Genomic DNA, 20,561 nt, shown 5'->3' with positions numbered 1-20,561 from the left:
ACGGGGGCGATCATGGATTGGCACAAGGCCATTGTTTTGGCGATCACCATGCTGGCGGGCGGAATTTCCGGCGCGCGGCAGGCCGAGGCGCAGACGTTCCGGACCTACCGCTGCGCTGATGGTACGCAATTCATCGTGGGGTTTTACGACTACGACAAGCGCGCCTTCCTCCAGATCGACGGCGAGCCCATCACGCTGGCGAAGCGGCTGACTCTGTCTGGCGCGCGCTATTCGGGGGCGGGAGTCACGCTGAGGATTGCCAAGACCGGAGTGACCACGGTCAAGCATTTGAAGCGACCAACCACAGCCTGCGTGGTCGTCGAACAGCCCGCGCTCTAGCCGGGAGTTCGGCAAGAATCAAAAAGGGCCGAAACACCGTTGTTTCGACCCTTTTCAAACTGCCGCCGGTCGCTCGAGAGTGCGCGGCGGTATTGACCGAGCCACAGGCATTAGCGGTCCCATTTCGGCTTGGCTTCGTCGACCGCGTCCTGGTGATACCAGCTGTCGCTGCAGATCGAGACGTTCGCGGGAAGCGAAGCCTGATCGGCGGGAAGGCGGGCTTCGCCATAGCGGCGTCCGGCGAGAGCTGCACGGCCCCCGACGGGAAATTGGTAGATCTTCGCAGATCCCTGACTCAGACCATTGTTCATCATTGCGATTTCTCCTTGGTCAAAGCGCCTTGGCCTCCATGGTGCGCCCGACTCGTTCGATTGTGGTTACTGCAATCCCCATATCGGCCGCGCCCCTCGAATTGAAAAGTGCTCAAGAGGAAATCAGTTGTCGCCTAATTTGTGGGCATGCAGCCCTCTGCACCCTCTAAGGCATCGTCTCGGTGACTAACGCCTGGGCCATTCCAAAGGTTGCTGAGCAGGGGTCGGTCGCTTTGCGAAAATTGCCGGACATTGATGCGCGTTTGATCGGCAAGCTCCGGCGACAGCCGGCATGCTTCAAAATCGGGCGTTTTCCGCGGGATTTTTGCAGTGCAGCTTCACGCGAAGGTGCGCGGCTATGACGCACGCCGCTGTGGACGATCCGCTACCAGCCGGCCGAGCCCGACGGTGGTGGATAACCTTCCGCGCTGCGGCTTTTTGGCACGCAACGTGCTTGTGGAGGGCCGGCCGATGATGGCCGGGTACAAACGTGCGGGGCTCTCAACCCCACCTTTCGCATCATCTACAGAGAGGCTCAATGACCAAGTATAAGCTCGAGTACATCTGGCTCGACGGATATACGCCGACTCCGAACTTGCGCGGCAAAACCCAGATCAAGGAATTTGCGTCGTTCCCGACGCTCGAGCAGCTTCCGCTCTGGGGCTTCGATGGCTCCTCCACCCAGCAGGCCGAAGGCCACAGCTCCGATTGCGTGCTGAAGCCGGTTGCCGTGTTCCCGGACGCCGCCCGCACCAACGGCGTGCTCGTGATGTGCGAAGTCATGATGCCGGACGGCAAGACCCCGCATCCGTCCAACAAGCGCGCCACCATCCTCGATGACGCCGGCGCCTGGTTCGGCTTCGAGCAGGAATACTTCTTCTACAAGAACGGCCGTCCGCTCGGCTTCCCCGAGTCCGGCTATCCGGCGCCGCAGGGCCCGTACTACACCGGCGTCGGCTATTCGAACGTCGGCGACGTCGCCCGCAAGATCGTCGAGGAGCATCTCGACCTCTGCTTGGCTGCCGGCATCAACCACGAAGGCATCAACGCGGAAGTCGCCAAAGGCCAGTGGGAATTCCAGATCTTCGGCAAGGGCTCCAAGACGGCTGCCGACCAGATGTGGATGGCCCGCTACCTGATGCTGCGCCTCACCGAGAAGTACGGCATCGACATCGAGTTCCACTGCAAGCCGCTCGGCGACACCGACTGGAACGGCTCGGGCATGCACGCCAACTTCTCGACCGCCTATATGCGCGAAGTCGGCGGCAAGGAGTATTTCGAGGCGCTGATGGCCGCGTTCGAGAAGAACCTGATGGACCACATCGCCGTCTACGGCCCGGACAACGACAAGCGTCTGACCGGTAAGCACGAGACCGCGCCCTGGAACAAGTTCAGCTACGGCGTGGCCGATCGCGGCGCTTCGATCCGCGTTCCGCATTCCTTCATCAACAACGGCTACAAGGGCTATCTGGAAGACCGCCGTCCGAACTCGCAAGGCGACCCCTACCAGATCGCTTCGCAGATCCTGAAGACGATCTCGTCCGTGCCGACCGACAAGAAGGCCGTGGCCTAAGATCCTCCCCGCCTGGGCTGGGGCTGGCCCGGGTTGGTCTTCAATCCGCCGGAGCAGACAAGCTCCGGCGGATTTTTCATTTTGATGACGTCCATCATTTGCGGGCTGCCGGCCGACTTGAAATCTGTCCACCGGCGCCGAAACCGGGATAGAGTGCCGGGGGGATGCGGGCCGGGGACACGGCTGGTGTTTGAAGGCTTCTACAAGGTGCGGTTTCAGCTCGGCGACGCGGTCGGCCGCAGCGTGATGTATGCCGGCAACGGCAAGATGCTCGGCGGCAATTCGGCTTTTGCCCATATCGGCACCTACGAGAAGACCGAAGGCGGCGTCGATGTCGTGATCAAGACCGTTCGCCACAACCCCGACCCGAACTACCGCGCCATGGCCGGCACCGATGACGCGACCTTGCTTGCGAGCGGCTGGGCCGATGGCGATCTCTATCGCTTCAAGGGCGAGATCAAGGAGCTGCCGGGCGTACCGTTCCAGTCGGTGATGACGCCGATCACCGAAGACGAGATGCGGATCGTCGGCAGTGTCGGAGAGGGCGGCATCGTCGACGGGCTCTATTCGGTCCATGTCCGCATGCTCGACGGCGTCGACGGCGGCCTCACCGGCGTGATGCTGCTCAAAGGAGGCCGCATCCTCGGCGGCGATGCAGCGTTCTACTATCTCGGCAGCTACACCGCCGCGAACGGTCGCTGGAAAGGCCAGATCCTCAATCAGGAGCACACGCCCGCGAAAGACGATCCGGTCTTTGGCGGCCACGAGGTCGGCATCGGCTTCTCAGGCCGCTATGACGGCGAAGAAGCGGTGCTGGAGGCGACCGCCTTTGCCGGCAAGCGCAGCCTGCGCCTCACCGCCGCGCTCAAGCTGATGCACCGCGCCTGATCGCACCCCTAGGAATTGCCCATGGAAAAAGTTCGTGTGCTCTCGACGCTCGGCCTGATGGGCGCGATGCGCAGCCTGTCCTCCGCCTTCGAGGCAGCTCACGGCATGCGTGTCGATGCCGATTTTGCGCCGACGCTGGCGCTGCTCGAGCGCCTGCGCGGCGGTGAGGCCGCCGATCTCGTCATCCTCACCCGCGAAGGGCTCGACGAGATGATCGGCGAGGGCCGCGTGATAGTCGACGGCATCGAGGTGATCGGTCCCATCCCGCATGAGCTGCAAACGCCGACCGTGTTTTGCGCCGGCCGCATGGCCAGCGCGAAGCATGCCGAGGCCGCCGATCGTCTGCTCCGCTATCTATCATCGCCTGAGGTCGTGCCAGTGCTGCGCCAATCCGGACTTGAGCCTTGAATTTGCCGGGACGGGGACGCAACGTGGCGTTCATGCGAACTTGTCTTTTTGCCATCCTCCTCGCGCTCGCCGCGCCGCTGGCGGCGCATGCGCAATCGGCTGACCTCGTCTTGTGCGACCGGGTGGCCGCCGATCCCAGCGATCCCGACAAGCCGGCCGACGTGAAGGGCGTGAGCGAGATCGCAGCTTCCGACATCGCGACCGCGATCAGGTTCTGCAAGCAGGCCGCGTCGTCCTCGCGGCGGGCGATGTTTGCGCTCGGCCGTGCCTATGCGGCCAACCGGCAGACGAACGAGGCGATCGCCGCCTGGCGCAAGGCGGCGGAGAAAGGATCGAGCGCGGCGATGGTCGAGCTCGGCGTCGCCTATGGCACCGGCGCCGGCGTCGCCAAGGACGAGGCGCAAGCGCGAAAGCTGTTCGAGAAGGCGGCGCAATCGGGCAATCCCCGCGGCGTCTCCAATCTCGCCGCGCTCGGCAGCTCCGGCGGCGGCACGCCGGCTGATCCCGTGCAGGCCCGCGCGCTGCTCGGCAAGGCGGCCGAGACCAACGCGGAGGCGCAGTACCAGCTCGGCCTGATGCTGGCGAGCGGCAACGGCGGTGAGAAGGACGATGCCGCGGCGCGCGCGCTGTTCGAGAAGGCGGCGGCGCAAAACCATCCCGGCGCGCTCGAGCGGATGGGCGCCTTTGCGGAAGGCGGCCGCGGCGGTCCGAAGGACAAGGACGCCGCGAAGGCCTATTACGAGCGCGCCGCCGCGCTCGGTGACGAGGACGCCAAGAAGGCGCTGGAGCGGCTGCGCTGTCCCTATGCGATCAAGAACAAGCAGGGCCAGCTCGTCACCACCCTGTGCTTCTGACTCACTTCATGTAGTGGGCGAGATTGTTGCGGGCGTCGCGATAGGTGGTCTCGAGCTAATCGGGATACTCCGCGGCGGCATGCGCCACCGCGCGCCAGCGGGTTCGATCAGCTTCGAGCACAAGGAACCGGCGGCGGTGCGGGCCGTTGACGTCACGACAAGCGGGAGGTGCAGCCATGATCCGCAAACTCGCATCCGGCGAATATCGCCTCTATTCACGCAAGGTGAATCCCAAGACCGGCAAGCGCCGCAACCTCGGCACGTTCAAGAGCCGCGCGGCGGCCGAGAAGCACGAGCGCGAGGTGCAATACTTCAAGCGTCACTGAGGCGCGATCAGCCGCGCCCACCAAAAATCGAAACAACCCCATGCACAGTAGCCAAGTGGTTGAAACCGCGTTATTCTGTTTTTCCGAAATGGAGCTTGACCCGTCGGGCAAAACAGGGGCATGGTGGCACCATGCCCAAACGGGTTCCGCGAGCGGGTCTGCGCGGAAAAGCCGGATGGCCTTGGTCGTGCGCCGGTGCTAGGTAGCCCGCGATTCTTTTTGCGATTTTGCGGGGCGATGACGTTGCTGGAGGGGCTCTACAAGGTTGAATACGGCATCGGCGGTGCCTTCGGCCGCAGCATCATGTGCATGCACAGGGGCAAGCTGCTCGGCGGCAATTCCGCTTTCGCCCATCTCGGTACCTACGAGGTCAGGGACGGCGTGATCGAAGCCGAGGTGATCACCGAGCGCCACAACGACGATCCCAATTACAAGCCGCTGATGGGCACCGATATTGCGGCCATCAAGGTGCGCGGCCGGACGGAAGGATCGACGATCCTGTTCGAGGGCACGGCCGAACCCATGCCGGGCAACGTGTTCTGGGCCAATCTCGCGCCGCTCGACGACGAGGCGCTGCCGCCGCGCGGCACCGTCGGTCCCGACGGCATCGTCAACGGGCTCTATGCCATCCACATTCGCGCGCTCGACGGCGTCGATGCGGGGCTCTCCGGCGTGATGCTGCTGATGGACGGCCGCATCCTCGGCGGCGATGCGTTCTTCTACTATCTCGGGTCCTATTCCTCGGCGGACGGTCGCTGGAAAGGCGAGATGCTGAACCAGGAGCACACGCCGGCGAAAGACGAAAATCCGGTGTTTGGCGGGCTCGAGGTCGGGATCGGCTTCTCCGGCACCTGCACCGCCGACAGCGGCGAGCTCGAAGGCATCGCACTCGCCGGCAAGCGCAGCCTGCGCCTGGCCGCATCGCTCAAGCTGATGCGGCGGGCGTAGACGCGGCTCACGAACGTCGGATGTCCGTTTCGTGAGCTGATGCAGGCCTACGGGCATATGCGCGGAGATTCCGCCGGGCATATCCGCCATGATTGTGTCAGCCGCGCTTAAAGCGCGATGAGATTGGGATGAATCGTCATCGCGCTTTAGGTTGTTGTTTACGCATGACCTTTCCGGAAAACTGCTTCGCACTTTTCCGGATCGTGCTTTAGGCAGCCTGCCGCATGCGTTCGAGGCTCTCGGTTATATGGTTTCGAGCATCGTCAGCCATCTTCAGAGACAGGTCCGCCATCCGGCGGCTGGTATCCAGCGCGCTGCTGATCGTGTCGCGCACCAGATCGGTCTGCACAGCCGCCAAATCGTGAGGAGTTCGGCAGCGCCAGAGTTCATTTACGCGGTCCATGGTCCGCTCAGTTTGCTGTCGAACGAAATCGAGGTACTCGCGCGATGCCCCGTTCATTCCTTTGGCGACTGCGGTCGTCGAGTACATGATTGCTTCGGCATTGCGGACCGAGCGTTCCGCTGCCTGCTGTGCTTCATTGCCCGTCAAGCCGAACGTGCGACCAAGCTCATCAGCCGAGCGGCCCATCATTGCCGTGGCCATGTCGACGCCGAAACGCCAAGTGTTTTGCAACATCTCAGCATTTTGTCGCAGCAGATGGCCGCTGGCTTGCGCCACCTCTTCTCCGGCCTCGACGGTAGCTAAGCCAATCCGTCTGGTCTGCTCGGTGGTCCTCTCGGCGGCGCGGCGGATTGTGTCCTCAGGGTTTTGGGTAGACTTTTCCTCCTGGCGTGGATTGGCCATTTCGTTGCTCCATCGTTGTTGTTGGTGAGGTCGGACCCTATGCCCTCCGTCACAGGTGCGATCCTAAGCGAGCAAACGTGAGCTTTTCTGAACCGTTCCCGGGCACGGAAATTTTTTAATCAATCCTCCGCCATTGCGCGCAGGAACGAGCACTTCAACTTCCAATTATTCCTTGGTTGGCTCTTCCGCTGCACGCTGCGTGGTCAATGTTCTTAGCTCTCGATCATCAAGGCCCAGTCATGACCACCGCTGAAACCGTATTGCTCATCGGTGCCTTGTCATTGGCACTTCTCGCCATCGGCAACATCGGCTTCTCAAAACTGGCCGAGCGGAGAAATCCGCCGATTGGCACGTTTCTCGAGTGCGACGGCGTAGTACTCCACTATATCGATCGGGGCGATCCCGCGGCCCCTTGCGTTGTGCTGCTTCATGGCAACGGATCCATGATCCAGGACTTCACGATCAGTGGGCTGGTCGATCTTCTGGCTCGCACCAACCGCGTGGTGTGCTTCGACCGCCCGGGCTTTGGCTATAGTCAGCGGCCGCGGCTTCGAATATGGAGCGCAGCGGCTCAAGCAGCTCTGTTGGTGAAGGCGCTCGACCAACTCGGGATCCGCGCTCCCGTGGTGCTGGGCCATTCCTGGGGCGCCTTCGTCGCTATCGCTCTCGGCGTGCGGAAGGATTATCGGGTCCGGGGTCTCGTGCTTGCGTCCGGGTACTACTTCCCGACCGGCCGATTGGACGTGTGGCTGATGTCAGGTCCAGCCATACCGGTCCTGGGCGACTTGGTCAGTTACACTGTCGCGCCTATCATCTCGTTGGCCATCTTGCCGGGAGCTCTCCGTAAGATCTTCGCGCCCCGGTCCGTCCCGCAGACATTCAAGAATGAATTTCCAGCGTCTCTCGTTCTCAGGCCCACACAATTGAGGGCGGCTGCGGAGGAAAGCGCACTCCTCATTCCGATGGCAGCCCAATTCCAAGCCCATTATTCGAGCATGGGCCACCAGGTGAAAATATTCCACGGAGTAGAGGACCAGGTCATCGAACACAAACAGGCGCGAGATTTACATCAAGCGCTGCCTCGGTCCGATCTTCATCTGGTTCCGAATGCCGGACATATGGTCACCCACGCAGACCCCGCTGCCATCGTGGAGGCTGTCAATTCAATAACCAGTTCTTAAGGCCGGGTGTCCGCATCGAGTTCCACCTCGCCTTGAAGTCGGGGGCAATCAGATCGGCAATAGAAACCGCCAGTCGATCAGAGGGTTGGGAAAAGTGATACTCGATGACGAGATGCTGCGTCGAATGCGGCGCGTGGCGCCGGACGGTTATGGGTCGAGAACGTCGATCTCGCGCTCGGCACCAAGCTTCCGCTTTGGCTATTCAATTGCGCAGACCTGCATTTGCTCGACGGACTACAGTTTATCACGAAACATGGGACCACCTAACCGTGCAGCGAGCGCTGGAATTTGGAAATGAAATGAGAGACAAATTTGCGCTAACACCGCCAAGCGATCCGTACACAGAATAAATTCGCCATCGCCAGTATAGTGCGCAATCAAACATCGTGGAAAATGATCCGATAAAGGCGGCGGGCAGAATCGCCGACATCACACTCTCCTGCGGGCAATCTCCCAGACCAAAGAAGCGGCCCCGACAGACGACACGGTACAAGCCGCGATGTCCCCAAAACGCGGACATCATGACGTGGCTCGTTGAGCAAACGAGAGCCGCCATGCAAAAGAGCGCCGGGACAGCACAAGCGTGTGTCGCGATATACCGACGCCTCAGCGCCAATGGCGTGCGGCCATCCCAGATAGATGGATCAACCTGAAACTTGCGGGAAATTGCGTCCACCGATTGGGAGCACGACCAATCGACGCAAACGCGCGTCAGTCCGTTCATGGCGGCAGATAGGCTCGCGCTATTGATCCGATGACTTCGCTGCTAGCTGCCGGTTGATAGGATCGGGCGAAAATGAAACGAGATGTCACGGGTATACCCGCTTCGGATCGACCATCCTGGCCGATGAGGATCAATCCGGCGCCGCCATTTGCGACATTCAGAATAATCGGCTCGCCGCTCCATGTCTTGATCGGGTCCATTCCCATGATGAGAAATTCGCCGATAGGCTGGTCGAAATATTGGATACGCAATTGCGGGCCGACTTCGGCCGCAGCAAGTTCAAGGCCGAGCTGCTTGGCGCGTGCGTAAACGTCAGCCAAAGTCACGGTATCGGACGTGAACCCAAGCTGTGCAGGCGATAGATCGACAAGCTCCACATTTGTCTTCCGAGAGCTAACGATGAACGTCGGCCGAGCAAGGATTTCGGCGGCCTGACCACCGACATTGCAGCCCTTCCTATAGAGCTCGTTGCGCAACGCAAGTGAGTCAGGAAAGGTACCTATTGTGATCGTCTTCCAAGTCGCAAGGTCGCGCCCGGACTTGATGGGCTGTTGGGACGCTGGGGCTGAGGGCGTCTTGAGCTTCAGCTGGTTCTGCAACACATCGCGGGCTGCGCATTGAGCGGACGCGGCGCTCGCAGATGGAATGACGGAGGCGGCCGAGAGTATGGAAGCCAAGACGTAGCGGCAAACTCGCCTTGAATGGTCATTGCCTGCCGCACGCGGGGCGCGGCTTCTGAAAATAGACATGGCGAATGGCTTTTCTAAAGGGTTGGTCAGAAAAAGCCCGCCTCCGAGTCAATGGGAAGAACGGAGGGAAATGACGTCCAATGAACATTTCCCCGGCCGACTTTGAAATACGTCCGGAGGCGGGGCCTATGGCTAAAATATTCCAATTTCCAAATGGCGGGCGGCAGTCCGTAAGCCTGATAATCAGCCCGTCCCATCAGCCCTAGCGGGAACGATGTCACTGAAAGATAGCACCCGGAGCAAATCGGCTCAACGCCAAAGTCGGCGGTGGGGCAAGCCGACGGTTGATGCAAAGGGCGTAGGACGGGCACTCGCAAAGACCCGCGTCCAGCCCGCCGCGGAAATAATTTGCCGGCATCCCCTGCGAATCTGGCGCAATCGTAATGGCCGGACGATTTGCACGGTTGCTCCTCCCGGGGGCGCGGCTAGCTCAAAAGCATCGACGATCTCGGCAACGTCGTCCTGAAGACGGACAAGGGCACGCCCGTGCCGTTGCGGGACGTCTCCAGGGGCGATCGGCCCCGACAAGCGGCGCGCCATCACCGAGTTGAACGGCGAGGGAGAAGTCGCCACCGGCATCGTGCTCCAACGCTTCGGCATGCATGCGCTCGACGGCACCGGCTCCGAGATCATGCAGCGCATCGCCGTTTCCATGATCGGCGGGATGGTCTCGTCGACCTTGCTCACCCTGATCGTGATCCCGACGGTCTTCGGGCTGGTGAAGGGATTCCGATTGCCGCGTGATCGTTCCCGGCGCGCTGCAATGATCGGGAAAAACTGGCATCAGCGGGAACGTTCGCGAAGATGATTGAGTTGAAAATCATGCGCGTCGAGGCACGGCTGATGCCTGACGGAAACTACTCTGCGGCGGATTCGCAGCACAGCCGCTCGAGGATCATCATGTACAAGACTGCGATATACGATGAACTGCAACAGATCGAGCGCGAAGTCGTCGAAGGGGAACGGCGGCTCGCCGAGCAAGAGGCGCTCGTTGTCGAGATGAAGCAGCAGAACGAGGAGACGGCCAAAGCAGAAGCCGAGCTTGAACGAATGCGGGCAGAGCAACGATGCCGCGATCAGGACCGGCAACGTCTGCTCTCGCTGCTGCAACCCTGAAACGACGCCCGCGACAAATCCCGTCGCCGTCCTGGCGGCAATGTCGCGCGATGATCGAGCAAGCTTCATTGCAGCGCTCGATGCCGATGTTTGCCGGTGACGAGGGCGGCACGCTTCAGGCCTGAAGCGGATGCCGGGCCGGCAGCCCGGACCGAGCCGCGCTTCGGCGCGTCGGGATCGATTGCAGGAGATTGACGTCCGGACGGAAATCCGGGTCTCGCCGGGCTTCCCCTGGGGGCCGGCATGGACTATCACGCTGCAACGCAAAAATCCCCCAAAAAGACCCCATGATCCGCCTCGACAACGTCAGCAAACAAGCCGGCCACCAGATCCTGTTCATCGAAGCCTCGGCGGCCCTCAACAAGGGCGAGAAGATCGGCCTCGTCGGGCCCAATGGCGCCGGCAAGACCACGCTGTTCCGGATGATCGCCGGCGAGGAACTGCCCGATGAGGGGCAGGTCTCGACCGATCGCGGCATCACCATCGGCTATTTCAACCAGGACGTCGGCGAGATGAGTGGCCGCAGCGCCGTGGCCGAGGTGATGAATGGCGCAGGTCCCGTCAGCGAGGTCGCGGCCGAGCTGCGCGAGCTCGAGGCTGACATGGCCGATCCTGACAAGGCCGATCAGATGGAGGAGATCATCGCGCGCTATGGCGAGGTGCAGCACCGCTTCGAGGAGCTCGACGGCTACGCGCTGGACGGCCGGGCGCGCGAGGCGCTGTCCGGCCTCGGCTTCAGCCAGGAGATGATGGACGGCGACGTCGGAAAACTCTCCGGCGGCTGGAAGATGCGCGTGGCGCTGGCGCGTATTCTCCTGATGCGCCCCGACGTCATGCTGCTCGACGAGCCGAGCAACCATCTCGACCTCGAAAGCCTGATCTGGCTGGAGAAATTCCTGCACGATTACGAAGGCACGCTGCTGATGACCTCGCACGACCGCGAGTTCATCAACCGCGTGATCTCCAAGGTGATCGAGATCGATTCCGGCTCGCTCACCACCTATACCGGCGACTACGAGTTCTACGAGCAGCAGCGGGCGCAGAACGAGAAGCAGCAGCAGGCGCAGTTCGAGCGCCAGCAGGCCATGCTCGCCAAGGAGATCAAGTTCATCGAGCGCTTCAAGGCGCGCGCATCGCATGCGGCGCAGGTGCAGAGCCGGGTGAAGAAGCTCGACAAGATCGAGCGGGTCGAGCCGCCGCGGCGCCGGCAGAGCGTCGTGTTCGACTTCCCGCCGGCGCCGCGCTCGGGCGAGGACGTCGTCGCCTTGAAGAACGTCCACAAGGGCTACGGTTCCAAGCGCATCTATGATGGGCTCGATTTCATGATCCGCCGCAGGGAGCGCTGGTGCGTGATGGGCGTCAACGGCGCCGGCAAGTCGACGCTGCTCAAGCTCGTTGCCGGGGCCAGCGAGCCTGACCAGGGCACGGTGACGCTCGGTGGCAGCGTCAAGATGGGCTATTTCGCCCAGCACGCGATGGATCTGCTCGATGGCGAGCGCACCGTGTTCCAGTCGCTGGAAGACCAGTTTCCGACCGCGGGGCAGGGGTCCTTGCGCGCGCTCGCCGGCTGCTTCGGCTTCTCCGGCGACGACGTCGAGAAGCGCTGCCGCGTGCTGTCGGGCGGCGAGAAGGCGCGGCTCGTGATGGCCAAGATGCTGTTCGACCCGCCCAACTTCCTGGTGCTGGACGAGCCGACCAACCATCTCGACCTCGCCACGAAGGAGATGCTGATCAGGGCGCTGTCTGATTTCGACGGCACCATGCTGTTCGTCTCGCACGATCGGCATTTTCTGGCGACGCTGTCGAACCGCGTGCTGGAACTGACGCCGGAAGGAATCCATCAATATGGCGGCGGCTACACCGAATATGTCGCACGCACCGGGCAGGAAGCGCCGGGGCTGCGGTCGTAGCTACGTCAGGTTTCGCCGAAACCACTCCAGGCGTTCTTGGTCCTCCTCAGGAAATCGGCGCCTGACGAGCACGAAGCCCACGAGCCGATCGGCTTGGTCTGACAAAAAGGTGCCGTACCATTCAGCAGTGGCGAACGCGGTGCCGTGAGGAGTTCTGTCGGAGGCAATTTCTCTAGAGCAGACAGCAGTGACGTGAAGCCGTATGTGACGATGCCGGCCTCTGTCGTGCTCAGCTGCCTTATCCCGAGCACTCGCGAGCACTCCTCCGCCGGTCCGAAGTAAGCTTCTTCTCCTGACGGGAGGATCTTGATCAGATCCGATCGCTTCAGGAACTTCGAGGGCAGCTATGGTGTCTTCGCTCGGCGGCAGCGAGGCGATCTGTTGCGTCAATGATTCAATGATCGAAGCCAAAATCTCTCCGTGCGGGCAGGGATCGACGCTGCTCCGGCAAGACCTCCTCCAACAGCGACGCTGATCCTGCCGATCCATTTTCCGGCGCCGACGATCGGATTGATCAAGCCGTTCGGCGCCGCGTTTGATTTCCGCCACAAGTGAGAATGAGCGGAGTGTCTAATACGTGTAGAACATCCGTTGGATTTCCTTGGTGTCGGTCGTCTTGGTCAGCGCCAGCATCAGCAGGATCCGCGCCTTCTGCGGATTGAGCGTATCAGAGACGACGAAGTCGTGTTCGTCATCCTTGGCTTCCCCGTTGCGCGCGACGATGCCGTTGCCGACGCGGCTGCTCCTGACGATCACGACACCCTTCTTGCGGGCCTCGTCGAGAGCCGGCTCGACCGCGGGCCGGGCAAGACTGCCGTCACCCACGCCGGCGTGCACGATCCCCTTGGCCCCGGCGGCGACGAAGGCGTCGATCGCCACCCGGTTCATGTTGGCGTAGCCGTAGACGATATCGACTTGCGGCAGGGCATCGAGGTTGGAAACGTCAAATTCGGAGTCCGCGGTATGCCGGCGCGTCGATTGACGATAGAAGTAGGGCTTGTTGCCCTGCATGTAGCCGAGAAAGCCGAGTTCCGGGGTGCGGAAGGTGTCTGCCGTCGAGGTGTTGTTCTTGGTGACGTCGCGCGCCGCATTGATCTGATCGTTGAGAGCCACGAGCACGCCCTTGCCGACGGCCTCGTCACTGCCTGCGAGGATCACCGCATTGAAGAGGTTGATCGGCCCATCGGCGCTGATCGCGGTCGACGGCCGCATCGCGCCGACGATGACGACGGGTTTCCTGCTCTTGACGACAAGGTTCAGGAAATAGCTGGTCTCCTCGATCGTATCGGTCCCGTGCGTGATCACGATCCCGTCCACGTCATCCTGCGCGAGGAGCGTGTTGACGCGCTTTGCAAGCTTGAGCCAGTAGTCATTGTTCATGTTCTCGCTGGCGATCTGAAAGACCTGCTCGCCCTTGACGTTGGCCACCGTTTTCAGTTCTGGGACGGCGTTCAGGAGGGTCTCGATCCCCACCGTGGCTGCGGTGTAGCCGACCACAGTGGTGCTGCTCGCGCCGCTGCCGGCGATCGTGCCGCCGGTGGCCAGAACCATGACGTTGGGCAGACCGGGGCCCCTCGCGTTCGCAGCTTCAAGACTGATGAGCAGCGCGAACAGCACGCTCACTGTCGCCATGATCTGATGACGCACTCGAAGTTGCCACATCTTGACGTCCTTTTGCTGGAAAGCCTCGTCGATGCGCCCCATTTCGCTCAGCACTGCATGATCCGTCAGCCGGAGCTTTCTGTCCAGGGTTGTGATATCGCCGGAGGAGTTGGTTCGGATGGGCGGTGCCCCGGGGGCGGCGACGGTTCTCCCTCTCGCCATCTCTATTCGGAAACAAGAACGCGAGTGCCCGGGCCTTCTCGCCGGAGAGGCTTCGGCCTCGGAGGCGGGACAAGCCCGGGCATCGATCGTGGCGCGAGCTATTGCTCGCTAAAGCAACAGCAATTCAAGAAAGCCGCCGCTGCGCAGGCCCTACGCGCTGACTTCGCACTTCTTCATGAAGCTGCTCTTGGCGGCGCCGGCGAGCGGCTTGCCGTCGGCGCTGACGGCCTTGGGCGCGCAGGCCTCCGCCTTGCACTTCTTCAGGAACGAGGTTTTGGCGGCGCCGGCCAGCGGCTTGCCGTCCTTGCCGACCGCCTTGCTCTCGCAGGTGTCGTCCGCGAAGGCCGAGCCCGCCGCAAAGGTGGCAACGATCGCTGCGAGGAAAATCCGCTTCATCATGGGTGTCTCCCTAAACCAGAAATGGCATGCGGATTGGAGCCGCGAATCGTGGCGCAATCAAGCAGGATTGCGCGCCGCATGCTCGATCGCAGCTCCTTCCATTCATCTGCGGTTCAGATTCCGCGCGCGAGCAGCGCCTTGAAATCGGCTCGGGCGCGCTGCGCCTCGGCACGCGCGACGTCCGAGGCGTCACCCATGCCGAAATAGCCGTGGATCAGGCCCGGGCCTTCGTGATGCCTCACCGGCACGCCGGCAGCTTCAAGCGCCCGCGCATAGGCGGCCCCTTCGTCGCGCAGCGGATCGAACCAGGCGGTAGTTACGATCGCGGGCGCGAGGCCTTTGAGCGAGGCGGCGCGCAGCGGGGAGACGCGCCAATCGGCGGCGTGAGCGGGATCGGCGAGGTAGTGGCCGCAGAACCATTGCATCGTGGCACGCGTGAGAAAGTAGCCTTCGGCGTTTTCCGCGCGTGATGGAAAGCGCGCGTTCTCCGTGGCGTCGGCATAGAGGCCGACGGCGTCGGTCACGGGATAGACCAGCAGTTGCGCGGCAAGCTTGATCCCGGCATCGCGGCAGGCGATCGCGGTGGTGGCCGCGAGATTGCCGCCGGCACTGTCGCCGGCAAGGCCGAAACGCTTGGCATCGCCGCCAAATTCCGCGACGCGGCCAAACACGTCGCCGACCGCTGCGAAGGCGTCCTCGAAGGCGCCGGGAAAGCGGGTTTCCGGCGGACGCCGATAATCGACGGAGACGACGACCGCGCCGGTCTCGATCGCGAGATTGCGGGCCTGGCGGTCATGCGTTTCCAGATCGCCGGCGACCCAGCCGCCGCCGTGGAAGAACACCACCGTCGGCGCGGGATTGTTGCCGACCCGGTAGACACGCGCATCGAGCGGTCCGGCGCCGCCCTTCACCTTGATATCCTGCACGCTGTCGACTGGCGGCGGCGGCACCGCGGCGCGGGAGGCAGCCAGTGCGCGCAAGGAATCGCGGGCGCCCTGTGGCGTCATCGTGGTGGGATCGCGCAGCGGCAGCTGCGGAATGATCTGGGCGACGACGGGATCGAGCGGTGCGGGCATGGTGATCCTCATAAGGGTTCTTGGTCTTGCTTGCGGGCCAGCATAGATTTGGCGCGCCGCATCGGCAACCGTCGACGCGTTACGATTGCAATGCGCGCAAATGTAGAGGCAGGGAGGTCCTAGGGTGGAATTCGAGACGCTGGTCCAGTCGCGCCGCAGCGTGCGCGGTTTCAAGCAGCAGCAGGTCGCCCGCTCTGCGATCGAGGCGATCATCGAGAGCGCCAAGCGCGCCCCGTCGTCGATGAACACCCAGCCCTGGCATGTCCACGTGCTCACAGGCGCACCGCTGGAAGAGGTGCGTCGCCGAAACATGGAGGAGATGGTTGGCGGCGCCAAGATCAAGCGCGACATCGTCAGCCATGGCGAATATCAGGGCGTGCACCGCACCCGGCAGGTCGACATCGCCAAGAACCTGTTCGGCGCGATGGGCATTGCGCGCGACGACAAGCCGATGCGGCAGGACTGGGTGCTGCGCGGCTTCCGCCAGTTCGACGCGCCGGTCTCGCTGGTCCTCACCTATGACCGCGTGCTCGATCCCGGCGCGGTCTGCCATTTCGATCTCGGCGCGCTCTGCTACGGCATCGTGCTCGCGGCCTGGGACCGCGGTCTCGGCTCCGTCATCAACGGGCAGGGCATCATGCGTTCCGACATCGTGCGCGAAGTCGCCAGGATACCGGAGGACGAGGTCATCATGACCTGCATTGCGATGGGCTATCCCGACGACAACTTTGCCGCGAATGCCGTGCGCTCGGATCGCGCGCGTAATGCGGAGTTCGTGCGCTATGTCGGTTTTGCCGATTAGCACGGCGGCTTATGCGGAGGAGAATATTCTCTCGCAGAAATTTTTGGTGCGGAGTCGTTACGGCCCCTTGCAATCTCGATCGGGCGCGGGAGGAACAATATGCGGGCTAAAAGGTTTGTTGCTGGCGCGAGGGAATCGATATGCGGCGGCTGGCTAGCCTGGTTCGGTGGTTCTTCGGTCCGCGATTGCGGCGTCCGATCGACGAGGATCCAAGTCTTCCCTTCACACCTGAAGAGTTCAGCAGGCTCATACGCAGCGGCAGACGCGAGGACATGAGGCTGCTTGCCGAAGGCCTGGCTTGTCGGTCGATGCCGCGGCGGGCCAAATTTCGGGCCACGCACTAAAGCGCGATGAAGCGTCGTCGCGCTTGAGTTTATTGCCTGCGCATGATCTTTCCGGAAAACCGCTGTGCCCTTTTCCGGATCATGCATCAGGCCCGTGTCCGAGAGGCGATTACCGCGCTTACCGCGTGAGCGCGACCTGCCTGAATGAGTTCACCAGCACCTTCTCCAGCTTTCCCTTCATTCCGCAGAGAATGTCGTAGGCCTCCGCACGTGGCATGGTCGGCTTGTAGTGGCGATGCTCGATCAGCGCCGCGAAGATGTCAGAGATGGTGAGAATGCGGACGATGTCGCTGATGCTCTCGGCGCAGAGCGCGTCCGGATAGCCGCTGCCGTCGAGATATTCGTGATGATGCCTGACGGCATCGAGGATCTCCGGCGTAATCTTGTCTTGGCTCTTCAGAAAATCGTAGCCGGCAACCGGATGCGTCTCGATCATCGCGCGCTCTCCCGGGTCGAGCCGGCCGGGCTTGTCGAGGATGGCGAGCGGAATCTGGGCCTTGCCGATGTCGTGGAACATCGCCGCCGTGTACAGGCGCTCGAGATCCGCGGGGCGCACGCCGAGGCTCAAGCCGAAGTCGATGGCGACGCCGGTGACCAGCAGGCAATGCTGGTAGGTTCCCTCGTGGTGGCGCCGTACCGTCGTGAGCCATTCGGACAGTCCGTGCTGGGTGATGCGATCGGCGATCTGGCGACCGGCTTGCTTGGTGCCGTCCACGTCGAGCGGCTGGCCAAGCGTGACGGCGGTGAACATCGAGGCGATGGCGGTCGCTGCGGTCTCGACCGCATTGTCGGGATCGGCCGGATCATTCGACGAGGCCGACGCCGGGTCGGCAGGATCGGACAGCGCCGCCAGCAGCCTGGTCCGGGTGACCATCGCCGGAAGCACGAGAGTGGCGCCGAGCGCGTAGGCCTGTGAAATGCCGACGTGAGAGGTATGCTCGAGCAGGAAGATGCGCTTCTTCGCCTTGGCGAGCTTGCCGGCGCGCTTCTTGATGGCGGCGATGTTGTCGACGTCGCGCAGCTCCGCGCGGATGACGACGGCGGACGGCACCTGCGACAGCTTGGCGTCGGCATCGAGCCGTTCGCCGGCAACGGTAAATCTCTCTTCCAGAATCGAGCGTATGCCCGACAGTTTGTCGGACGTGTCGGCCAGCACTTGCACGAGAGGGCGCGCGGCCTCCATCTCCCGGATACCGTCGGCTCGATTGACGAGGTTTTGTATGGTTCGCGCGTTCTGCACGGTCTGACCCGGACGTTACCGCACTTGCGTTCAATTCGTTGGATGAATGATCGGGTTACTTGCTCTGGGCCGCACTCTCGGCCTTGGCCTTCGGCTTCCCCTTGCCATCTGCGGTGATGAAGTGAACCCCTGCCGTGGTGCCGTCGATCCAGACCAGCTCGCAACGCCGGTAAGCCAATCCGGTCGACGACAGCAGCATGAAGAACTCCTTGGCCTGGAGCACGTCGAGCGTGCCTTCGACCTCGAGCTTCGCGCCGGTCTGCGACACGTCGAGCAGGACGCAGCTGCGGCGCCAGGTGCCGTCCGAGCCCATCAGGTTGACGGGCTGCCTGTGATCCATCCTTACGCGAGCCGCCTTTCGACCGTCGAACCTCATTGGCTATCCCCCATTGTCGCGCCGCGATGTCACCGACCGTTCGCTTTGGCGCTTGCCGCAATTTCTCCCCAGCGCACCGTCCATTGGCTGGTCGACAGAAGCAGCGTCTCGTAGATGTGCTGTGCGCGCTCGCGCTCGGCGAAGGAGAGCCGCGTGCCTCTGCGGTTGCTCAGGATCGCGAGCGTGGTCGCCCAGTTCAGCCGCGACGCCCGGCAGGCCATCACCAGGCCTTCGCAATCTCCGTCGGCCATGACCTGCTCGACGACCTCGATCGGAGCGCCCGACAGCACCGACAGCGCCGTGAACAGGCTGGCGGTCTCGCCGCGGATCGCGAAGCGATTCACCGTGGAATCGTTGAGCTTGCCGACGCGGTTGAGCGCGACGATCTCCGGCCGTGCGCCGGCATAGTCGGCCGGGCAGGGGCGCGCTGGCGCAGCTGTTTGGGCGGGCGGCACGGCGGACGCGTTGGGCTTTGCCGGCGTCTTCTGGCCGAGTGGGGCAGAGAGCAGCTTCCGCACGACAAGGTCGGGCGTACCGGGCCGCAGCACCAGCGCCTTCGCAATCTCGCCGTCCTCGTCAGCCTTGGCGATCAGTGCGGCGTAGGCGGCGTCGGAGAATTTGGTTCCGGGGTTCCCGATCAGCGCAAGGCAGATCGCGCCGCCACGCTGGATCAGCGCTTCCGTCACGACCGGCTCGATGCAATCCCGGGCGGCGATCGCGCGTTGCTGCCGCTCGCCGCAAGAGGCCGCGACCGCCGCAAGGTCGGCCGCGCCGAGTGCCTGTGATTTGAGCAGGACTGGACACGCCACGTCCGGATCATCGTGCGCCGCGAGGCGCCCCAACGTCTGCGGCGGCGCCACCTTCAGCTCGGCAAGCGTGGTGCTGAGCTCAGCCAATGCGCGTGCCTCGACCCGCTCCGCCAATCGGAGCAGAACGCCGTCGACCACGTTGGCGAGCACTTCCTGAGACCGGTCGCAGCGGCCAGTGAGCAATTGCACAATGCCGGCGAGAATGCGGGCGCAGCGGTCAAGCGGACACGTTGCGACCGCCTGTTCCAGTTCAACCAGAATGTCAGCAGGCGAATTTGCCATCATGGCAGCGGCCTGTGCTCAAAATATATTTTGACTATTCAACTCCCCTATTGCGCCGCACAGCGGTTAATTTGAAATTTAAGCATTGAACGGTGGGGTATTGAAGCACCGTCGATACAACCGGAATCGCTATCGAAATTCGGCGAGGCGAGTTGCGACGACTTGTCCTTCGACACGGGACACTCGCCAATTGATGTGTAACGGGTAGGATGATTCTTTCGATCTAACGGGGGCACCGAAGGGGAAACAGATCGGCGCTATTGCGGACGCGCGTCGTTCAGGACGCGATTTTTCATTGTCATGAGCAGCATTGATGATGCGCCATTGCTGGCGCCAAAGATATTTCGGTTCTACGACGTCGACGAGTTTCGCAGTTCGATACGCGGGCTGAACATCGAGTTCACGCCTTTGGTGCGAAGGATTGCGACCGAGCAGATTATCCTGCATCTGCCCGGCTGCGACGTGAACGTCACGCGCGCGTTTCCGCGCGTCGTGGATGCGCAGCTTGTTGACGATTGCACGGCGATCGGTTTCGCGATGGATGATCTCGACGTGCCCATTCGTTTCAACGGCGCGCAGCGGGATCGCGCGGTCATCGTCGTCGGCAGCAGCGGTGCGGCCTACAACACGGTCGAGGAGGTTCAGCGTCAGGTCGGCTCCGTCGTGTTCAGGCCGGAAGTGAGGGATCGTGGCTGGCCGGAAGCGAAGTCGAGCTTCAAGCTGTTCGAGACGAGCGAGCAGGCGCTGCATCGGTTGCGGCGAACCGTCACGGAGGTGGTCGCGGCCGCCTCCGAACCCGTCGATGCCGCCGCGGTGCCGATGAAGGCGGCTGCGATGCGGGAGTCCTTGCTCGCTGCCGTCGATGCGGCCATCGCCGACGTCGTTCCGGCACGATGGACGGTGTGGCCGAATGACGCGCGCAACTTCAGGATCTTCGAGGATATTCGCGCGCTGCTCTCCGGCGATCTCTCTCAACCCATCTACAGCGAGGACATCGCGCGCAAGCTCGGCGTGCCGGTCCGCACCATGCATGACGTCGTCCGCCGCTATCGCGGCATGAGCCTGCACCGCTACTTGCGCCTGCGCCGGCTGTGGCTGGTGCGCCAGCGGCTGCTGGGCGGCGGAGCCGACAGCGTCAAGGCCGTCGCGCTCGCCTTCGGCTTCTGGCATCTCAGCGACTTCTCCAGGAGCTATCGCAACCAGTTCGGCGAGACCCCCTCACAGACGCTGGAGCTCAGACGAAAACGATAGCGCCTCAAATCGGTTGGGAACGGCCC

At 62.7% G+C, this 20,561-nt stretch carries 21 protein-coding genes and 3 pseudogenes; 15 read left to right on the top strand and 9 right to left on the bottom strand.

What is annotated here, in order from left to right; all coding sequences use genetic code 11:
- Positions 1–12: 12 nt before the first annotated feature.
- Positions 13–339: an MliC family protein gene (locus ACVWY3_RS12725; protein ID WP_456838751.1), complete on the top strand. Its 327-nt coding sequence runs from the start codon at positions 13–15 to the stop codon at positions 337–339.
- A 110-nt stretch (positions 340–449) separates the two neighbouring features.
- On the opposite strand, the gene ACVWY3_RS12720 is transcribed toward ACVWY3_RS12725, so the two are convergent.
- Positions 450–653 (bottom strand): DUF2735 domain-containing protein, encoded by a 204-nt coding sequence (locus tag ACVWY3_RS12720; RefSeq protein ID WP_456838750.1) that lies wholly within the window; start codon positions 651–653, stop codon positions 450–452.
- Positions 654–1,188: 535 nt separating this feature from the next.
- On the opposite strand from ACVWY3_RS12720, the gene ACVWY3_RS12715 reads away from it, so the two are divergent.
- The 6 genes from ACVWY3_RS12715 to ACVWY3_RS12690 all read left to right on the top strand — a co-directional run bounded on the left by ACVWY3_RS12715 (position 1,189) and on the right by ACVWY3_RS12690 (position 5,647).
- A complete protein-coding gene (locus tag ACVWY3_RS12715; protein WP_456838749.1) occupies positions 1,189–2,223 on the top strand; it encodes a glutamine synthetase in 1,035 nt (344 codons plus the stop codon).
- A 186-nt stretch (positions 2,224–2,409) separates the two neighbouring features.
- Positions 2,410–3,111 carry a GrlR family regulatory protein gene (locus tag ACVWY3_RS12710; protein ID WP_456838748.1) on the top strand — a complete coding sequence of 234 codons (702 nt, stop codon included), beginning with the start codon at positions 2,410–2,412 and terminating at the stop codon, positions 3,109–3,111.
- A 21-nt stretch (positions 3,112–3,132) separates the two neighbouring features.
- The gene (locus ACVWY3_RS12705; protein ID WP_456838747.1) at positions 3,133–3,519 is read left to right on the top strand and encodes a substrate-binding domain-containing protein; all 387 of its coding nucleotides are present in this window, start codon (positions 3,133–3,135) and stop codon (positions 3,517–3,519) included.
- A gap of 32 nt (positions 3,520–3,551) precedes the next feature.
- A complete protein-coding gene (locus ACVWY3_RS12700; RefSeq protein ID WP_456838746.1) occupies positions 3,552–4,373 on the top strand; it encodes a tetratricopeptide repeat protein in 822 nt (273 codons plus the stop codon).
- A 176-nt stretch (positions 4,374–4,549) separates the two neighbouring features.
- On the top strand, positions 4,550–4,699 hold the full coding sequence (locus ACVWY3_RS12695; RefSeq protein ID WP_007609497.1) for a hypothetical protein: 150 nt from the start codon (positions 4,550–4,552) through the stop codon (positions 4,697–4,699).
- A 243-nt stretch (positions 4,700–4,942) separates the two neighbouring features.
- Complete coding sequence (locus ACVWY3_RS12690; protein ID WP_456843349.1) at positions 4,943–5,647, top strand: GrlR family regulatory protein; 705 nt, start codon at positions 4,943–4,945, stop codon at positions 5,645–5,647.
- A 208-nt stretch (positions 5,648–5,855) separates the two neighbouring features.
- Here ACVWY3_RS12690 and ACVWY3_RS12685 read toward each other — a convergent pair whose 3' ends face one another.
- Positions 5,856–6,452, bottom strand: a complete 597-nt coding sequence (locus tag ACVWY3_RS12685) for a phasin family protein (RefSeq protein ID WP_456838745.1) — start codon at positions 6,450–6,452, stop codon at positions 5,856–5,858.
- 239 nt (positions 6,453–6,691) lie between these two features.
- Between ACVWY3_RS12685 and ACVWY3_RS12680 the strand changes: the two genes are divergently transcribed.
- Positions 6,692–7,633, top strand: a complete 942-nt coding sequence (locus ACVWY3_RS12680) for an alpha/beta fold hydrolase (protein WP_456838744.1) — start codon at positions 6,692–6,694, stop codon at positions 7,631–7,633.
- A gap of 720 nt (positions 7,634–8,353) precedes the next feature.
- On the opposite strand, the gene ACVWY3_RS12675 is transcribed toward ACVWY3_RS12680, so the two are convergent.
- Positions 8,354–9,106 carry a hypothetical protein gene (locus tag ACVWY3_RS12675; protein WP_456838743.1) on the bottom strand — a complete coding sequence of 251 codons (753 nt, stop codon included), beginning with the start codon at positions 9,104–9,106 and terminating at the stop codon, positions 8,354–8,356.
- Between the two features lie 429 nt (positions 9,107–9,535).
- On the opposite strand from ACVWY3_RS12675, the pseudogene ACVWY3_RS12670 reads away from it, so the two are divergent.
- From ACVWY3_RS12670 to ACVWY3_RS12650, 5 genes and pseudogenes are all read left to right on the top strand, one after another.
- Positions 9,536–9,719, top strand: a pseudogene (locus ACVWY3_RS12670) (hypothetical protein); the annotation flags it as partial.
- Positions 9,720–9,914 (top strand): annotated as a pseudogene (locus ACVWY3_RS12665) (efflux RND transporter permease subunit); the annotation flags it as partial.
- Entirely contained in the window at positions 9,911–10,222 is a 312-nt protein-coding gene (locus ACVWY3_RS12660) for a hypothetical protein (protein WP_456838742.1), read from the top strand. The pseudogene ACVWY3_RS12665 and the gene ACVWY3_RS12660, both read left to right, overlap by 4 nt.
- A 287-nt stretch (positions 10,223–10,509) precedes the next feature.
- On the top strand, positions 10,510–12,132 hold the full coding sequence (locus tag ACVWY3_RS12655; RefSeq protein ID WP_456838741.1) for an ABC-F family ATP-binding cassette domain-containing protein: 1,623 nt from the start codon (positions 10,510–10,512) through the stop codon (positions 12,130–12,132).
- Between the two features lie 462 nt (positions 12,133–12,594).
- Positions 12,595–12,687: pseudogene (locus ACVWY3_RS12650) on the top strand (MBL fold metallo-hydrolase); the annotation flags it as partial.
- Between the two features lie 15 nt (positions 12,688–12,702).
- Here ACVWY3_RS12650 and ACVWY3_RS12645 read toward each other — a convergent pair.
- The 3 genes from ACVWY3_RS12645 to ACVWY3_RS12635 form a co-directional block, all read right to left on the bottom strand.
- Positions 12,703–13,848 carry a type II asparaginase gene (locus ACVWY3_RS12645; protein WP_456838740.1) on the bottom strand — a complete coding sequence of 382 codons (1,146 nt, stop codon included), beginning with the start codon at positions 13,846–13,848 and terminating at the stop codon, positions 12,703–12,705.
- Between the two features lie 258 nt (positions 13,849–14,106).
- On the bottom strand, positions 14,107–14,355 hold the full coding sequence (locus ACVWY3_RS12640; RefSeq protein ID WP_235546726.1) for a hypothetical protein: 249 nt from the start codon (positions 14,353–14,355) through the stop codon (positions 14,107–14,109).
- A gap of 113 nt (positions 14,356–14,468) precedes the next feature.
- Positions 14,469–15,431 carry an alpha/beta hydrolase gene (locus ACVWY3_RS12635; RefSeq protein ID WP_456838739.1) on the bottom strand — a complete coding sequence of 321 codons (963 nt, stop codon included), beginning with the start codon at positions 15,429–15,431 and terminating at the stop codon, positions 14,469–14,471.
- A 124-nt stretch (positions 15,432–15,555) separates the two neighbouring features.
- Here ACVWY3_RS12635 and ACVWY3_RS12630 point away from each other — a divergent pair, with 124 nt between their 5' ends.
- The gene (locus tag ACVWY3_RS12630; RefSeq protein WP_456838738.1) at positions 15,556–16,233 is read left to right on the top strand and encodes a nitroreductase; all 678 of its coding nucleotides are present in this window, start codon (positions 15,556–15,558) and stop codon (positions 16,231–16,233) included.
- 462 nt (positions 16,234–16,695) lie between these two features.
- Here ACVWY3_RS12630 and ACVWY3_RS12625 read toward each other — a convergent pair whose 3' ends face one another.
- The 3 genes from ACVWY3_RS12625 to ACVWY3_RS12615 are packed head-to-tail and all read right to left on the bottom strand — an operon-like array spanning position 16,696 to position 19,287.
- The gene (locus tag ACVWY3_RS12625; protein WP_456838737.1) at positions 16,696–17,817 is read right to left on the bottom strand and encodes an HD-GYP domain-containing protein; all 1,122 of its coding nucleotides are present in this window, start codon (positions 17,815–17,817) and stop codon (positions 16,696–16,698) included.
- 55 nt (positions 17,818–17,872) lie between these two features.
- The gene (locus ACVWY3_RS12620; RefSeq protein WP_456838736.1) at positions 17,873–18,193 is read right to left on the bottom strand and encodes a PilZ domain-containing protein; all 321 of its coding nucleotides are present in this window, start codon (positions 18,191–18,193) and stop codon (positions 17,873–17,875) included.
- Between the two features lie 29 nt (positions 18,194–18,222).
- Entirely contained in the window at positions 18,223–19,287 is a 1,065-nt protein-coding gene (locus ACVWY3_RS12615; protein ID WP_456838735.1) for a DUF2336 domain-containing protein, read from the bottom strand.
- A gap of 297 nt (positions 19,288–19,584) precedes the next feature.
- On the opposite strand from ACVWY3_RS12615, the gene ACVWY3_RS12610 reads away from it, so the two are divergent.
- On the top strand, positions 19,585–20,535 hold the full coding sequence (locus ACVWY3_RS12610; protein WP_456838734.1) for a helix-turn-helix domain-containing protein: 951 nt from the start codon (positions 19,585–19,587) through the stop codon (positions 20,533–20,535).
- Positions 20,536–20,561: the final 26 nt, after the last annotated feature.

The sequence above is a fragment of the Bradyrhizobium sp. USDA 4486 genome (assembly GCF_054057995.1).
The sequence above is the reverse complement of the archived record's forward strand: the minus strand, read 5'-3'. Positions and strand labels throughout refer to the sequence as shown.

Excerpts from the sequence above, each read along its gene's own strand:
- ACVWY3_RS12725 (WP_456838751.1), top strand. The coding sequence starts at position 13 with ATGGATTGGCACAAGGCCATTGTTTTGGCGATCACCATGCTGGCGGGC.
- ACVWY3_RS12720 (WP_456838750.1), bottom strand. The coding sequence starts at position 653 with ATGATGAACAATGGTCTGAGTCAGGGATCTGCGAAGATCTACCAATTT.
- ACVWY3_RS12715 (WP_456838749.1), top strand. The coding sequence starts at position 1,189 with ATGACCAAGTATAAGCTCGAGTACATCTGGCTCGACGGATATACGCCG.
- ACVWY3_RS12705 (WP_456838747.1), top strand. The coding sequence starts at position 3,133 with ATGGAAAAAGTTCGTGTGCTCTCGACGCTCGGCCTGATGGGCGCGATG.
- ACVWY3_RS12700 (WP_456838746.1), top strand. The coding sequence starts at position 3,552 with ATGCGAACTTGTCTTTTTGCCATCCTCCTCGCGCTCGCCGCGCCGCTG.
- ACVWY3_RS12695 (WP_007609497.1), top strand. The coding sequence starts at position 4,550 with ATGATCCGCAAACTCGCATCCGGCGAATATCGCCTCTATTCACGCAAG.
- ACVWY3_RS12685 (WP_456838745.1), bottom strand. The coding sequence starts at position 6,452 with ATGGCCAATCCACGCCAGGAGGAAAAGTCTACCCAAAACCCTGAGGAC.
- ACVWY3_RS12680 (WP_456838744.1), top strand. The coding sequence starts at position 6,692 with ATGACCACCGCTGAAACCGTATTGCTCATCGGTGCCTTGTCATTGGCA.
- ACVWY3_RS12675 (WP_456838743.1), bottom strand. The coding sequence starts at position 9,106 with ATGTCTATTTTCAGAAGCCGCGCCCCGCGTGCGGCAGGCAATGACCAT.
- ACVWY3_RS12660 (WP_456838742.1), top strand. The coding sequence starts at position 9,911 with ATGATTGAGTTGAAAATCATGCGCGTCGAGGCACGGCTGATGCCTGAC.
- ACVWY3_RS12655 (WP_456838741.1), top strand. The coding sequence starts at position 10,510 with ATGATCCGCCTCGACAACGTCAGCAAACAAGCCGGCCACCAGATCCTG.
- ACVWY3_RS12640 (WP_235546726.1), bottom strand. The coding sequence starts at position 14,355 with ATGATGAAGCGGATTTTCCTCGCAGCGATCGTTGCCACCTTTGCGGCG.
- ACVWY3_RS12635 (WP_456838739.1), bottom strand. The coding sequence starts at position 15,431 with ATGCCCGCACCGCTCGATCCCGTCGTCGCCCAGATCATTCCGCAGCTG.
- ACVWY3_RS12620 (WP_456838736.1), bottom strand. The coding sequence starts at position 18,193 with ATGAGGTTCGACGGTCGAAAGGCGGCTCGCGTAAGGATGGATCACAGG.
- ACVWY3_RS12615 (WP_456838735.1), bottom strand. The coding sequence starts at position 19,287 with ATGATGGCAAATTCGCCTGCTGACATTCTGGTTGAACTGGAACAGGCG.
- ACVWY3_RS12610 (WP_456838734.1), top strand. The coding sequence starts at position 19,585 with ATGAGCAGCATTGATGATGCGCCATTGCTGGCGCCAAAGATATTTCGG.